Origin of the sequence: Paenibacillus sp. FSL R7-0331, from assembly GCF_000758645.1 — a bacterium.
GTDB lineage: Bacteria > Bacillota > Bacilli > Paenibacillales > Paenibacillaceae > Paenibacillus_AQ > Paenibacillus_AQ camerounensis.
The window spans coordinates 3,327,114-3,340,877 of record NZ_CP009284.1; the positions used below are offsets into that span (position 1 = coordinate 3,327,114).

Annotated in this window: 13 protein-coding genes; 11 read left to right on the forward strand and 2 right to left on the reverse strand. The window is 51.0% G+C overall.

Going from position 1 to position 13,764, the window contains the following annotated elements:
- Positions 1-2 precede the first annotated feature (2 nt).
- The 4 genes from R70331_RS13920 (at position 3) to R70331_RS13935 (ending at position 4,934) form a co-directional block, all read left to right on the forward strand.
- Positions 3-827, forward strand: coding sequence for a class I SAM-dependent methyltransferase (locus tag R70331_RS13920; RefSeq protein ID WP_042176424.1), 825 nt, complete (start codon positions 3-5; stop codon positions 825-827).
- 77 nt (positions 828-904) lie between these two features.
- Complete coding sequence (hrpB, locus tag R70331_RS13925) at positions 905-3,400, forward strand: ATP-dependent helicase HrpB (protein WP_042176426.1); 2,496 nt, start codon at positions 905-907, stop codon at positions 3,398-3,400.
- Positions 3,401-3,530: 130 nt separating this feature from the next.
- The gene (locus R70331_RS13930; RefSeq protein WP_042176429.1) at positions 3,531-4,190 is read left to right on the forward strand and encodes a general stress protein; all 660 of its coding nucleotides are present in this window, start codon (positions 3,531-3,533) and stop codon (positions 4,188-4,190) included.
- A gap of 384 nt (positions 4,191-4,574) precedes the next feature.
- The gene (locus R70331_RS13935) at positions 4,575-4,934 is read left to right on the forward strand and encodes a replication termination protein (protein ID WP_042176432.1); all 360 of its coding nucleotides are present in this window, start codon (positions 4,575-4,577) and stop codon (positions 4,932-4,934) included.
- A gap of 32 nt (positions 4,935-4,966) precedes the next feature.
- Here the strand turns inward: R70331_RS13935 and R70331_RS13940 are convergent, their stop codons facing one another.
- Entirely contained in the window at positions 4,967-5,530 is a 564-nt protein-coding gene (locus tag R70331_RS13940) for a TraR/DksA C4-type zinc finger protein (protein WP_042176435.1), read from the reverse strand.
- A 200-nt stretch (positions 5,531-5,730) separates the two neighbouring features.
- Between R70331_RS13940 and R70331_RS13945 the strand changes: the two genes are divergently transcribed.
- The 6 genes from R70331_RS13945 (at position 5,731) to R70331_RS13970 (ending at position 12,565) form a co-directional block, all read left to right on the forward strand.
- Positions 5,731-6,114 (forward strand): DivIVA domain-containing protein, encoded by a 384-nt coding sequence (locus R70331_RS13945; protein ID WP_042176438.1) that lies wholly within the window; start codon positions 5,731-5,733, stop codon positions 6,112-6,114.
- A gap of 129 nt (positions 6,115-6,243) precedes the next feature.
- A complete protein-coding gene (locus R70331_RS13950; protein ID WP_231576473.1) occupies positions 6,244-9,006 on the forward strand; it encodes a CHASE3 domain-containing protein in 2,763 nt (920 codons plus the stop codon).
- Positions 9,007-9,209: 203 nt separating this feature from the next.
- On the forward strand, positions 9,210-10,076 hold the full coding sequence (locus R70331_RS13955) for a PRD domain-containing protein (protein ID WP_231576474.1): 867 nt from the start codon (positions 9,210-9,212) through the stop codon (positions 10,074-10,076).
- A 22-nt stretch (positions 10,077-10,098) separates the two neighbouring features.
- On the forward strand, positions 10,099-10,605 hold the full coding sequence (locus tag R70331_RS13960; protein WP_042176443.1) for a PTS sugar transporter subunit IIA: 507 nt from the start codon (positions 10,099-10,101) through the stop codon (positions 10,603-10,605).
- Between the two features lie 47 nt (positions 10,606-10,652).
- Positions 10,653-12,107, forward strand: coding sequence for an N-acetylglucosamine-specific PTS transporter subunit IIBC (nagE, locus tag R70331_RS13965; protein WP_042176445.1), 1,455 nt, complete (start codon positions 10,653-10,655; stop codon positions 12,105-12,107).
- Between the two features lie 143 nt (positions 12,108-12,250).
- The gene (locus tag R70331_RS13970) at positions 12,251-12,565 is read left to right on the forward strand and encodes a hypothetical protein (RefSeq protein ID WP_042176447.1); all 315 of its coding nucleotides are present in this window, start codon (positions 12,251-12,253) and stop codon (positions 12,563-12,565) included.
- A 117-nt stretch (positions 12,566-12,682) separates the two neighbouring features.
- On the opposite strand, the gene R70331_RS13975 is transcribed toward R70331_RS13970, so the two are convergent.
- Entirely contained in the window at positions 12,683-12,895 is a 213-nt protein-coding gene (locus R70331_RS13975; protein WP_042176450.1) for a hypothetical protein, read from the reverse strand.
- A gap of 333 nt (positions 12,896-13,228) precedes the next feature.
- Here R70331_RS13975 and R70331_RS13980 point away from each other — a divergent pair, with 333 nt between their 5' ends.
- Positions 13,229-13,741, forward strand: coding sequence for a sigma-70 family RNA polymerase sigma factor (locus R70331_RS13980; RefSeq protein WP_042176453.1), 513 nt, complete (start codon positions 13,229-13,231; stop codon positions 13,739-13,741).
- Positions 13,742-13,764 lie beyond the last annotated feature (23 nt).

Here is a 13,764-nt window from a genome sequence, read left to right on the forward strand (position 1 = left end):
TAATGTTAGAGCGAAAATCTACGTACAGCATCGGAAATGTGCCTGCAGGCTTTCAGTCAGAGGTTGAGCGGTTAAAGGCTCAGGCTGTCATGGGATGGGACAAGGAGTTCCGCAATCTGAAGTGGTATGGCTTGCACAACGGAATGCGTGTGCTTGAAGTGGGGAGCGGCCCGGGGTTTATTACCGAACAACTGGTCAACAGTCTGCCTGATAGCCAGATTACCGCACTGGAATATGATAAAAGCTTATTGGATGAAGCAGAGCGGCGGATTGCTGCTCCTCCTTCATCAAGGCTGGAATTGGTGCACGGCTCGGTCTATGAGACTGGGCTGGCGGATAATACATATGATTTTGTAATAGCGAGGCTGCTGTTTCTTCATCTGCATAACCCGTCAGATGCGGCAAAAGAGATCTACAGAGTGCTCAAGCCGGGCGGAAAGCTGGTTATTATTGACATTGATGACGGGATATTTGGAGCGGTTAATCCGGATAGTGCAGTTCTGCCTTCTGTAATTCGCAAGCTGGCTGCCCATCAGGCGGCCAAAGGCGGTAACCGCTATGTCGGAAGGTCGCTGCCGCTGACGGAGTCCGGCTACTGTGATGTGGATATGGATGCCGTCGTTCAGCACAGTGATCTGCATGGCATTGAAGGCTTCCGGCAGCAGTTTAACATAAACAGATACACCCCCTTCTATAAAAAGGGAATGATCAGCGAAGAAGAATACGGGCAGATTAGCCGGGTATCCGAGGCGCTTAACAGCTCTCCGGAAGCCTATGCAATGATGACATTTCTGATAGCCTGCGGCCGCAAGCCCGGAGAAATTTGAACGTGCCGCTTGAAATAATGTGTTGTATCGTCCAAGATAAAGTGAACTATAAACAGTAACAGTAATGGAGAACAACGATGAGACAGCTTCCGATTATGCAGGTGCTTCCTGACCTGACAAGAATACTCCGCAGCCGCACAGCCGCTGTGCTGATTGCCGAGCCCGGCGCCGGAAAGACGACGGGAACGCCGCCGGCTTTTCTGGACGAGCCGTGGATGACAGGTAAAACGATACTGATGCTGGAGCCGAGAAGGCTGGCTGCCCGCTCAGCAGCTGTCTATATGGCGGCTTGCCTGGGTGAACAGGTGGGACAGACGGTCGGCTACCGGATGAGAATGGATAGCAAGGTAAGCAGGCAGACACGGATTACCGTGGTTACTGAGGGTGTTCTGACACGGATGCTGCAAAGTGACCCGTCGCTCGGTGACGTCGGGCTGGTGATTTTTGACGAGTTCCATGAGCGGAGCCTGCATGCTGATCTGGGTCTGGCCCTGGCGCTTGAGGCGCAGTCTGTGCTGCGGGATGATCTGCGTATCCTGATCATGTCTGCGACGCTGGATGCGGAGCGGGTATCTGCGCTGCTTGGCGGAGCGGCGGTAGTGAATTGCCCGGGACGGATATATCCGGTAGAGACCATCTATGCCCCCTCTGCTAATAATGCAGTGCTTGAACAATCCGCCGCCGCTGCTGTCCGCCGCGCGCTGGCGGAGCAGCCGGGAGATTGCCTGGTATTTCTCCCCGGAGAACGGGAGATCCGCCGGACGCAGCGCGAGCTGGAAGGCGGCAGCCTGCCGGCTGACACCGTGATCCGGCCACTGTACGGCCAGCTCCCGCAGGCGATGCAGGATGCTGCGGTAGCTGCCGCAGTACCGGGACAGCGCAAGGTTGTGCTGGCTACCTCCATTGCCGAGACCAGCCTGACGATCGAAGGCGTGCGTACCGTGATTGATACAGGCCTCCGGCGCACACAGGTATTCTCGCCGCGGACCGGCATGCCGCGGCTCACAACGGTGCCTGTATCCAAGGCATCCGCCGACCAGCGGCGCGGACGGGCAGGCCGGACGGCACCCGGGGTCTGCTACAGGCTCTGGAGCAGCGAGGAGCATACCCGGCTTCCGGACGACAATGTGCCGGAAATGCTGGAAGCCGACCTGGCGCAGCTATCCCTGGAGCTGGCGCTGTGGGGCGTGCGCGAGCCCGCCGCGCTGCCCTGGCTGGACCCGCCGCCCGCTGCGCCCTACGCGCAGGGCACGGCGCTGTTGCGCCAGCTCGGCGCGCTAGACGCCGGCGGCGCCATAACGCCGCACGGCCGCAGCATGGCCGCGCTTGGCGCACACCCGCGCGCCGCGCATATGCTGCTGCGCGCGGCTCTGCTTGGCGAAGCGCCGTTGGCCTGCCGGCTGGCGGCGCTGCTGCAGGAGCGGGACCTGTTCAAGGGTCCCGCGGATCAGGGCAGCGACATCACGCTCCGCGTGGAGGCGCTGCTTGCATTTGAGCGCTCCGGCAGCAGCGGGAGCGCGGACCCGGCAGTCTTGCGCGCGGTGCAGCGCGAGAGCCGCAGTCTCCTGGCGCAGCTGCAGCTGGCGCCGGGGGCAGGGCCGGAAGACAGCAGCGCCACCGGCCTGCTGCTGTCTTTTGCCTACCCCGACCGGGTAGGGCAGAAACGCGGCGACGGCGCGTTTCTGCTGTCCGGAGGCCGGGGGGCGGCCATGCGCGAGGGGCAGCCGCTGGCCCGCTCGCCTTACATCGTTGCCGCCGGCGTGGATGACCGTGCCGGCCAGGGCAGGATTCTGCTGGCTGCGGAGCTCGCTGAAGCAGAGCTGCTGCAGCACCATGCAGACAGCCTCACCGAGGAGAGGGCCGTCTTTTGGGACAAAGAAAGCGGAGGCGTCAAGGCCTCCCGCCGGACGATGCTCGGCGCACTGGTCCTGAAGGAAACAACGCATGAACGGCCTTCCTCTGAGGAGATTGAGGACGTGCTGCTGTCCGTTATTGCTTCGGAAGGGCTGGAACTCCTGCCCTGGGACAAAGGCACAATTCAGCTCCGGCAGCGGATGGCCTTCATGCAGGCAGTCCGCAGTGACTGGCCGGATGTATCAGATGCGGCTTTGCTTGGAACACTGGACAGCTGGCTTCGTCCTTTTCTGCAGGGAATACGCAATCTGCGGGAGCTGCAGCGGCTTCCGCTGGCCAGGGCGCTGGAAGGAATGCTGGACTGGAACAGCCGTCAGACGCTGGACCGGGAAGCGCCGACGCATCTTACAGTGCCCAGCGGGTCGCGCGTACCGCTTGACTACGGTAGCTCAGGAGCCCCTGTTCTTGCGGTGAGGCTGCAGGAAATGTTCGGGCAGGCGGATACACCGCGGATCGGAATGGGGAAGGTTCCTGTGCTGCTGCATCTGCTGTCTCCGGCCAGAAGACCGGTGCAAGTGACCGCCGATTTGGGCAGCTTCTGGCGGAGTACCTATTTCGAGGTCAAGAAGGATCTTAAAGGACGTTATCCGAAGCATTATTGGCCGGATGATCCGCTGCAGGCAATACCTACCAGCCGTACACGTCCACACAATAAATAATCGGTATACACGGCAATCCAGAGTATGAATAATCCCTGCCCTAAAGATAATCTGATAGCCCGGCCGCTGTTTGACAAAGCTTTATTGGGGTAATAATACTGCGAACGACAATTACTAAGGAGGGCTTCAAGTGACTACCAAAAAAATTATAGGAATCTTTGATACGGAACAAGAAGCAACCAGAGCAATTGAAGATCTGCAGAACCGGGGAATCAGCAATGACGAAATCTCCATTATTACCAGAGACCGTGATGAATTACAGAGCATTTCTGAAGATACAGGAACAATGGCGCCGGAAGGTGTAGCAACCGGGGCGGCGACAGGCGGTGTAGTCGGCGGGGTAGCCGGACTGCTTGCCGGAATAGGAGCTCTGGCTATACCGGGTATCGGACCGATTCTGGCTGCAGGACCAATCGTGGCAACGCTGACTGGTGCAGCTATCGGTGCGGGTGCAGGCGGACTGGTCGGCGGTCTGATCGGCCTTGGTATTCCGGAAGAAGAGGCCCGTGAATATGAGGGTTATGTCGACAACGGTAAGATTCTTGTCCTGGTCGATGACAACGGCAGAGGGAATTCCATTCACGATGTCTTCCGCGGCAACCATTCTTTGAACGCCAGCCGTTACGGCACCCTCAATAATGCCGATACAGCCGGCGACAGTCTGGCAGACAGGGGAGCCACCAATCCTGACCTTACTCTTGAAGACACTACAGTAGGGAACGCTAGAGGTAACAGAGGATCACTGAATACCGACCGCGATCCGGATCTTTATAAACGTGACCGGATGTAAATAACATCAGGACCTGCAGAATGCGGCAATCCGATTCTGCAGCATTTAATACCGGCTAGTATCAAGACTGCATTTCCGGCTTTACAACCGGAGATGCAGTTTTTTTGTGGCGTTACAACCTAAATCTTGCCTGCGCAGGATCAATGGAACTAATTCCGTTATTTATACATGTGAAAAATTCACATTAATAAAGACAAAGAAATCATCGCGCAGCTCAGATACCCGGCTCAGATCCGCACAATTCAGCTCCCTAAAACATCCGAAATAAGGTATCAAGGATTGCAGAATAAAGGCGGTCGTCAAGGCTGCACTGGTTTCGAATTGTGAAATATGGTAAATAGGCATTATACTAGAGTTACAAGTTTAATCATCAGGAGGGATACTATGGCATTCATGATTGCCCAGCGGGCTTTTATCAAGGTATATCTGATTACATTAGTAGAACAGCATAAGGGTTACGGTTATCAGATGCTTGAGGATTTGCGCAGGGATTTCAAAGCCTACGGGTATTCTCCTCCCCAGAGTGAGGTGTACCGTGCTTTGCATGAGCTTGTGCAGCAGGGGATACTGTACCGTACTAAGCAGCTTAAGGGGAACGATCCTAAGGTGGATTTTCAGGAGATTGTTCTTTATCATTTCACGGCTGACGGTGAAGAGAAAGCCAGGCTATACAAAAAACAGGTAAAAACAGATCTGGACCGCTGCTTAGGTATCCTAAACAAAGCGGTCGCAGATAATTACTAGATCAATCTGGCTGATTCATAACCAGGCTTAACTCAGGAATCCTGTTCCTTCTTGTCCTGGCCCGGCGGGGTTACCGGAGAGCTTGCGCTGCCGTAGTCCTCAACAGCATCCCAGGCATCAGCATCGTCGAATCTGCCGCTATGCTCCCGGCGGCCCTCGCCGGCACCGGCAGGAGGCGGAGTCATTACCTGTTCTTCAACAGGGCGTTCATCCGCAGATCCGCGTCCGGGAACATGATTTACCGCATATGGGGTATAGGGGATCGCTTCCAGCCGCTCATACGGAATTTCTTCATTGCTGAGTATACAAATCCCGTAGGTGCCGTCTTTCATCCGCTGCAGGGCGGCATCAATATCATCCAGCTCATCTCTGAGCGCGTTGTTGATTCCGAGATCACGGCTTCGTTCAAAGGTTTCGGTGCCTGCGTCCGCAGGATGGTTATCGGCGGTGGATAGTTCACCGGTTGATTCCCGGAGTGAGTCGCCAAGCAGGCTGTTTTCTTCGTTATTATCAGTGAAATGCTGCTCCAGCTCCTGTCTGCGCTCCTCAAGGGAGGCTTTAAGTGAAGTGAGCTGTGCACCCGTTAAGTGGCTCATCGTTCCATCTTCCTTTCTGCAAGTAGAGTGGTTGTATTGTCGTAATCATCCTTACCCTTTTCGTCCGAAAGGCAATCAGAGGGACTGCGCAACCAGAAACTGCAACTTTAGTGATATTTTCATACCGCTTTCAGCCTGATATAATGATTACTGCTAACAAAACATAGACAGAACTTAGACAAAGCTTGGAGGTCACAACAATGGATGAGCATATGAAACGCAGATTGGATAAACAAAGAAAGCTGTTTAGCCAGCTCGGAATTACACTGGATGCACTCACGATACACGAGAAGGAATTCGGCATGAAGCTCCGCGGTTATGATGCTGAAGAGGTGGACACCTTTCTGGATAGTGTAATCAAAGACTATGAACGGTTTTACGCAACTATAGCTGATTTGATGGATAAATGGCAGGAGCAGCAGCTTGAGCTGCGTGAGCTCAAAGAACAGGTTAAGACAGCAGCAGCTCCGGCACCGGTAATCCGGGGAATTGATCCGCAGGAGCTTGAGGAAATTGTGGTCAGACTGGAGGCTAATCTGCGCCAGCTGAAGGACAGGATTCCCCGCACCGAAAAATACCTTTAAATCCAGGCGTTCCATACAGAATGACTGTAATTCGACACCGGCGTCAGCAGGTCCGGGCTTGTTTGGCGCTGTTTCCATCAATTACAATATATTAGAACTGATAATATTAGACAGATGGAGGTTGAACCCTTGTCTACTAAGCGGCCTAGAAGCTTGAATATACGCGGCAAAATTGCGCTCGGCTATGTCGTAATTCTTGTTATGCTGGGTCTGTTTCTTGTTATCGTTTCCAGCAGAATCACTGATCTGGAGAAGGAAACAGTCTATTTAAGCGATCATGATATTGAAGTACACGAGCTTACATACCGGATTGAAAAAAACGTATTGGATATGGAAACCGGACAAAGAGGGTTTTCACTTACCGGGGACACGAGCTATTTGGAGCCGTACAACAACGGGCTGTCCGAGTGGGGTGTGAATTATTCTAAGCTAAAAGTTCTTATAGCTGATAATCCATACCAGATTGAGAACCTAGAAAGCATCAAACGGGATATTGAAAAATGGATCGAGGAAGCCGGAAATTATGTAGTGCAGCTGAAGCAGCGCGGATATGATGATGAGGTTGCACTGTATTTTCAGAACGATTCCGGCAAGTCGGTTGTCGACTCTATCCGTGCCCAGTCGGATTATTTCCGTGATAATGAGCGTCAGCTGACGAATGACCGTATTGCCAAGCTTAAAGAAAGCAATGAGAAGCTGATCCTTACCATGTATATTCTGTGGGCTCTGGTGGCGCTGTTGACTCTGCTTATCAGCTACCTGCTCTCCGTGAGTATAGTGAAGCCGCTGCAGCATGTGATTCAGGCAATTAACAGTATTGCTAACGGCGGTAATATGTCCGAGCGGATCAAGGTCAAAACCATGGATGAAGTCTATGAACTGGGGGAAGCGACGAACGGTCTGCTGGACAAGGTGCAGGTGGACCAGTGGTGTGCGGAGCAGCTTGCATCTACCTCTATTGTTCTGCAGGAGACCACCGATCTTTCTGTTATGAGCCGGACCTTTATGAATAAGCTGGCAACAACATTTGAGATCCAGTACGGAGCGGTTTATATTCTGGATAATGAGGATGAGAACAACAAGGGAAGCTACAAACGGAGGTACTCCTACGCCGGGAGCATAGATGCGGATACTCCTTACGGGGCTGCAACAATCCGGATTGGTGAGGGGCTTGTCGGACAGTGCGCTTTGGACAGGGTGGTTATGTTTGCCGGAGATCTGCCGGAGGATTATATCAGCATCAATTCAGGACTTGGACGGACTGCGCCGAGATTTGCGATTATTGCCCCGGTAGTTTTTGAGAACAAGACACTGGCTGTAATAGAGGTAGCTTCTTTAACCAAATGGGCGTCCCATCATGTGGAATTATTGTACGAGCTGCTGAAGACATTCGGAGTATCCCTGAATTCTCTTATCACCCGCATGGAAATACAGTCACTGTATCAGGATTCGCAGGCAATGAATGAGGAGCTTCAGGTGCAGTCAGAGGAGCTTCAGGTGCAGTCCGAAGAGCTGCAGGTGCAGACGGAAGAGCTCCAGAATCATACAAGTGAACTGATGGATCTGAACAGAGAGCTGGAGAATCAGAAATCGGTAGCTGAAAGTGCGGCGGTTGAGCTGGATAAGTACAACAAGCAACTGGAACTGAGCTCGCGTTATAAAAGCGAATTTCTCGCCAATATGTCACATGAGCTGCGTACACCGCTTAACAGCATGCTGATCCTGTCGCAGCTGCTGGTTGAGAACCGCAGCAACCGGCTTAACGATGAAGAGCTTGAATATGCTTCCGTAATTCATTCTTCCGGGAGTGATCTGCTGGCGATGATCAATGATATTCTCGATCTTTCCAAGGTGGAAGCGGGAAAAATGATGGTCGAGATGGACGCGGTTAACCTGACCGAGCTGCCTTCGCTGCTTACCGGTTATTTTGACAAGACGGCGGATCAGCAGAACCTGGACTTTTCAGTACATCTTGGCGATAATGTTCCAGATCTATTCTTCACAGATGAGATGCGTATGCATCAGATTCTGCGTAATCTGCTGTCCAACGCTTTCAAGTTCACAGAAGAAGGATATGTCCGTGTAGAAATTAACTGCACTGCTGTTGAGCCTTCTGGGCCGGGAAGTAAGCCGGAGCAGTTGCTGTCCTTCGCCGTCACCGACAGCGGAATCGGCATTTCGGAAGCTAACCGTGAGCTCATCTTTGAAGCTTTCAGGCAGGCGGACGGGACAACGGCACGTAAATTCGGGGGGACTGGACTCGGCTTGTCGATCTCGCTCCAGCTGTCCAAGCTGCTTGGCGGATATATTACTCTGCAAAGTGAAGAAGGGAAGGGCAGCACATTTACCTTGTACCTTCCCTACCTGCAGGAGGAGTCTGATCTTAACCAGATTCCGCTTGGGTCATGGTATCCGGCAGCTGCAGCAATCGAGCGCAGCGATCCTGAATTCCTTCAGGAGACGCAGATTCTGAATGACAGCATGTTGTTCCAAAAGGAACGTGACAGGCTAAAGGGCCGGACGGTTCTAATTGTTGATGATGACCTGCGTAATATTTATGCTCTTGAAAATGGCCTGATTCCTTATGAGATGAACATTCTAACAGCGCAGAACGGTTATGAATGCCTGCAAATCGTCAGAGAGCAGCCTGAAGTCGATATGGTCCTGCTGGATATTATGATGCCGAACCTGGACGGCTATGATACCTTATCAATCATCCGTGAGGAGCTGCTGCTGCGGGAGCTGCCTATCATAGCAATCTCAGCCAAGACCATGAAGGAAGACCGGGAGAAATGTCTTGCTGCCGGTGCTACCGATTTCATAAGCAAGCCGGTCATTATGCAGGATGTTGTTACACGTATGTGCAGGCTAATCATACCGCAGAACCTGTAGCCTGGCAGCTGGCTTGACTTTTCTAATATTACCATTGACGGAATTATAGGTTTGCTTTATGATTAGCTCATAAATGATCATTTATAACAAACGGCGTGTTACCTATTAAGGGCATGAGCCAAGGATTGTCTTCATTTTATATGAGACGGTTCTTGGCTTTTTTTGTTGCCAAATTTCTGAAGCTTAAGGGAAGGAGGGAGAACTTGTCGAGGGAAATCGAATGTTTTCAAGTACTGCGGGTGATCGGAAACAATGTAGTTATGGTTCAGGGAAGCAGGAACGGCAAGGAATATGTCATCATCGGCAAAGGCATTGGCTTTGCGGTTAAGGACACCGGAGTTATAGAAGTGGATGACCAGCGGATTGAGAAGCTGTTTCGCCTGGAAGACCGGGAGGAATGGAGCCAGTATCAGATTCTGCTGGAGGATATTGATCCAAAAGTAATGAAGATTACCGATGAGATTATTGGAGATATCACACAACAGTTTCCCGGTAAGCTAAACGACAAAATCTATCTGGCCCTCCCGAGCCATATCCAATTCACCATTTACCGTCTGCGCAGCGGTATGGATATTATCAATCCCTTTTTGCAGGAAACCAAAATGACGCTCCCTAAGGAATATGAGATCGCTTTCAGGGCAGCAGATAAGATCAGTGCCGAATTCAATGTACAAATTCCTGAGGATGAAGTCGGTTTTCTGACCTATCATGTCTATTCTGCAGTCAGCAATGTGCCGGTCGGACAGCTCGTGAAAGTATCCAACATGGTCAATGAGCTGCTGGAGCAGATCCGGACAGAGCAAAAGATTATCTTTGAGCACGGCAGCATGAATCATGTGCGGCTGATGATCCACCTGCGGTTTTCACTGGAACGGATTCTGCAGGGCTCGCTGATTGATAATCCGTTCGTAAAGCATATCAAGAAGGAATATAAAGCGGAATACAAGCTGGCCCAGAAGCTGGGGAAAGTCATCCAGAGCAGGCTGGAGGTTCAGGTTCCGGAGGAGGAGCTATGCTTCCTGGCGATGCATTTGCACCGTCTGTTCCAGACTATAGAGAAAAACAAATAGCAGCATGAGAGGAGTGGAGCGGATGTTCTCCAGATGGAAATCCAAAAAAGAAGAGCAGCGTACTGTGCAAATAATAGAAATTAAATCACCGCTTAGCGGGCAGGCAATTGCCCTGAGTAAGGTGCCGGATGATACCTTTGCAGGCGGACATATGGGAAGCGGAATTGCAATTGAACCTGTAGAAGGCAGGCTGTATGCACCTTTTGACGGAAAGATTGCCCATATTGTGAAAACCGGACACGCGCTGATTATTGAACACGCTTCCGGGCTGCAGCTGCTGCTACATATCGGCATTGATACGGTCAGCCTGAAGGGCAGCGGTTTTCAGAGTCATGCTGCTGCAGGCGATATTGTAAAAGCCGGTCAATTATTGATTGAATTTGATCTTGAAGCAATCCGTACAGCCGGCCTTGCTGCGATTTCTCCCATGATTGTCACCAGTATGGAAGAAACGCAGCCGGCAGTTGAATGCATGTACGGACAGGTTACAGCGGGAAAAGACCTGATCCTGAAAGTTACAGCGCAGTAACCACACATAGAGCGGTAACAATAACGAACTGAGGGGATGATTGTATTATGTTGGCTTTTCTACAGAAGTTGGGCAAGTCTTTAATGCTTCCGGTTGCGACAATGCCGGCTGCGGCGATTCTGCAGGGTTTCGGGCTGATTGATTATGAGAAAGATCTGCATCTGGGCAATGCGGTCGGAGGATTTTTGAACCAGTATGTAGCTCCTTTTCTGAATGCAGGCGCGGGTGCGATCTTCGGAAATCTGGCATTAATTTTTGCTATCGGGGTCGCGATCGGTTTTGCCGGAGATGCCGTTGCTGCATTGTCTGCGCTGATTGCCTACATGGTGCTGAAAAATGTACTGGAAATTGTTCCGCTGCAATTTTCCTTCATTAATGATGACGTTGTGCTGAATATGGGTGTGCTTGGCGGGATTTTTGCCGGTGCATGGGCGGCGTTCCTGTACAAGAAATATCACAATATCAAAATGCCTGAATGGCTCGGCTTCTTCGCCGGCAAACGTTTTGTGCCGATTATTACAGCCGCATCGACCATGGTGCTTGCGATCTTCATCGGAATGATCTGGAGTCCTGTACAGGACGTAATCAGTGATTTTGGCAACTGGGTGGTCAGCCTCGGAGCAATCGGTGCCTTCGTGTTTGGTACGGCCAACCGGCTGCTGATACCCATCGGGCTTCACCATGTTATTAACACGATTGCCTGGTTCCAGATCGGTGACTTCACCAATGTAGCCGGCGAAATTGTGCACGGTGACCTTACCCGCTTTTTTGCCGGGGATAAAACAGCCGGAATGTTCATGACAGGCTTTTTCCCTATTATGATGTTCGCCCTCCCGGGTGCGGCCTTAGCCTTTATCCATACAGCCAAGCCTGAAAAACGTAAGGTTGTTGCTTCCATCTTTATAGGTTCGGCAATCGCATCTTTCCTGACAGGGATTACTGAGCCGCTTGAATTTTCATTTATGTTCGTTGCTCCGCTGCTGTATGTAGTGCATGCTGTACTGACCGGAGTTGCCGGACTTCTGATGTATGTGCTCGACGTTAAGCTCGGTTTTGGCTTCTCCGCCGGTCTGATCGATTATCTGGTGAATATGAAGCAGTCTACTAACGCCTGGATTCTGATTCCGGTGGGGCTTGTCTTCTTTGCACTGTACTATGTACTGTTCCGCTTCATTATCGTGAAGTTCAACCTGAAGACTCCGGGACGCGAGGATGATATTGAAGATGATCTGCAGGAGGTTGCTGTTGGAAAAGGTACAGTGTCGGCATCTTCCAGAGCAGCAAAGATTCTGGAAAATATCGGCGGACCTTCTAACATCCGTACTATTGATGCCTGCATCACGCGGCTGCGGCTGAATGTGGCCGATGATAAAGCCGTTAAGGATGCTGCGCTGAAGCAGCTGGGAGCTTCCGGGGTTATGCGGCTCGGCCAGGGTGCCGTCCAAATTGTATTCGGCCCGCAATCCGAGCAGATTAAGGATGATATTAAGAAGCTGATGTAAAAAATAGAACATATTGTTGAACGGTATCAACACAGAGGCGGGGCGGACTTATTGTCTGCCTCTGTTTTTTTTAATACAAGTATTGCAATATCCATAATACCGAGTATAATACTTGGTATATAAGGATTAAGGAGTCGGTACACATGTCAGTCGATGATTATCTGGATTTACTAAATTACGCCAAGGCAATTAACGATGGACAGTGGCAGGCTGACATCATTGAGCGTTTGAAGCAGGTTAGTACAGTTCGTGAGCCATACGCGGCAGATGAGAACGTTCATGAGCTATGGAGCCGGTTTGATGATATTAATCTTAAGCTGCTGGAATTGTTCGATAAGCTCAGAGAGAATGAGACTGCGGGGGACAGCTACCGCTGGAAGGAACAGATCTGGGAGCTGAAGCTGGAGCGGATTACACTGGCTAAGCAGATTCAGGGACGTTATATCAAGATTAGATAAATAGGTTAGAAGACATAAAAAAAGGCATGCAGTTAGTCTGCTCTGCCAAGACGTACGAATATTCCGGGTAAAGTGAATGTAGAGGATTCACTCAGCCGTGTAAACCATGTTCAATGCTTACTTTGACATTTGCATACCTTCACGCATCATTGTCATGCACATTGTCATCATTTCATCGCAGTCCTGCATTTTCTTCATCATCATGTCCATATCCATGTCCATCATGTTCATTTCAGACATCTTTTCCATACACATCTTCATTGTGTTCATTTTGGCCATCATGTCTTCCATACACATGTTCATCATCATTTCCATACACATCTTTTCCATTGCGGGTTCCACCTTTCATAGTTTAATAGTTTGCTTACGCTTACTAAATTACTATATTTTCCTGCTTAGTTCAACACTTTTGTCTGAAAATGCAGTGAAAAGTTATTATTTTTGTCACAAATATGTATATTCAGACCTTGCAGATTGTATTTATGGGTATACTTAACATCAGAATGTACAGTTTGCTAGCTTCGCGGAAGCAGCTTCCTTGCGTTTAGGGGCTGCTTTTTTGCGTTGTAAAATACTGATAAAATATTTTTGATATAAGTGATATAAAATGGCCCCAGGCACCGTCTTACTTATAGCTGCAGCTGATAAGGAGGAACAACAATAATGAACATTCCGGAATCAACAGATACATTTAAGCAGGTATTCTATACGCATTATCCTGTAGTACGGCGTAAGCTGGCCGCACTGGTCCGTGATGAAACCGCAGCAGACGATCTCGCGCAGGAGGTATTTCTCAAGCTGTACCGTAACCCGCCGGATGATCCGCAGGCGCTAGGTGCATGGCTGCATAGGGTGCTTACCCGGACTGGCTACGATTATTTAAATAAAAAAGCCAGGGAACGGCTGCTGCAGACAAGGCAGGAGATTTTCTTCAATGCAGAGGCTTCTCCGCCGTCTGGTGAAGAAGCGGTGCTCAGTAAGATGGAGCAGGAGGACGTCCGCCAGTGGCTCGAGGAGCTGCCAGACCGGGATCGCCAAGCCTTACTGCTGCGCCACTCGGGATACAGCTATGCGGAAATTGCCGGAAAGCTGGGAGTAAAGCCGCCGGTGGTCGGCACGCTTTTAAACCGGGCCACCCAGAAGCTGAAGCAGCAGGCGGCAGAAACGCTCCCCTAATCAGAAGTATAGCCGGCATCCAT

What these genes read in the sequence shown, in the direction of transcription:
- nagE (WP_042176445.1), top strand. Translation starts at nt 10,653, where the DNA reads ATGTTGGCTTTTCTACAGAAGTTGGGCAAGTCTTTAATGCTTCCGGTT.
- hrpB (WP_042176426.1), top strand. Translation starts at nt 905, where the DNA reads ATGAGACAGCTTCCGATTATGCAGGTGCTTCCTGACCTGACAAGAATA.
- R70331_RS13980 (WP_042176453.1), top strand. Translation starts at nt 13,229, where the DNA reads ATGAACATTCCGGAATCAACAGATACATTTAAGCAGGTATTCTATACG.
- R70331_RS13935 (WP_042176432.1), top strand. Translation starts at nt 4,575, where the DNA reads ATGGCATTCATGATTGCCCAGCGGGCTTTTATCAAGGTATATCTGATT.
- R70331_RS13960 (WP_042176443.1), top strand. Translation starts at nt 10,099, where the DNA reads ATGTTCTCCAGATGGAAATCCAAAAAAGAAGAGCAGCGTACTGTGCAA.
- R70331_RS13940 (WP_042176435.1), bottom strand. Translation starts at nt 5,530, where the DNA reads ATGAGCCACTTAACGGGTGCACAGCTCACTTCACTTAAAGCCTCCCTT.
- R70331_RS13945 (WP_042176438.1), top strand. Translation starts at nt 5,731, where the DNA reads ATGGATGAGCATATGAAACGCAGATTGGATAAACAAAGAAAGCTGTTT.
- R70331_RS13970 (WP_042176447.1), top strand. Translation starts at nt 12,251, where the DNA reads ATGTCAGTCGATGATTATCTGGATTTACTAAATTACGCCAAGGCAATT.
- R70331_RS13975 (WP_042176450.1), bottom strand. Translation starts at nt 12,895, where the DNA reads ATGGAAAAGATGTGTATGGAAATGATGATGAACATGTGTATGGAAGAC.
- R70331_RS13920 (WP_042176424.1), top strand. Translation starts at nt 3, where the DNA reads ATGTTAGAGCGAAAATCTACGTACAGCATCGGAAATGTGCCTGCAGGC.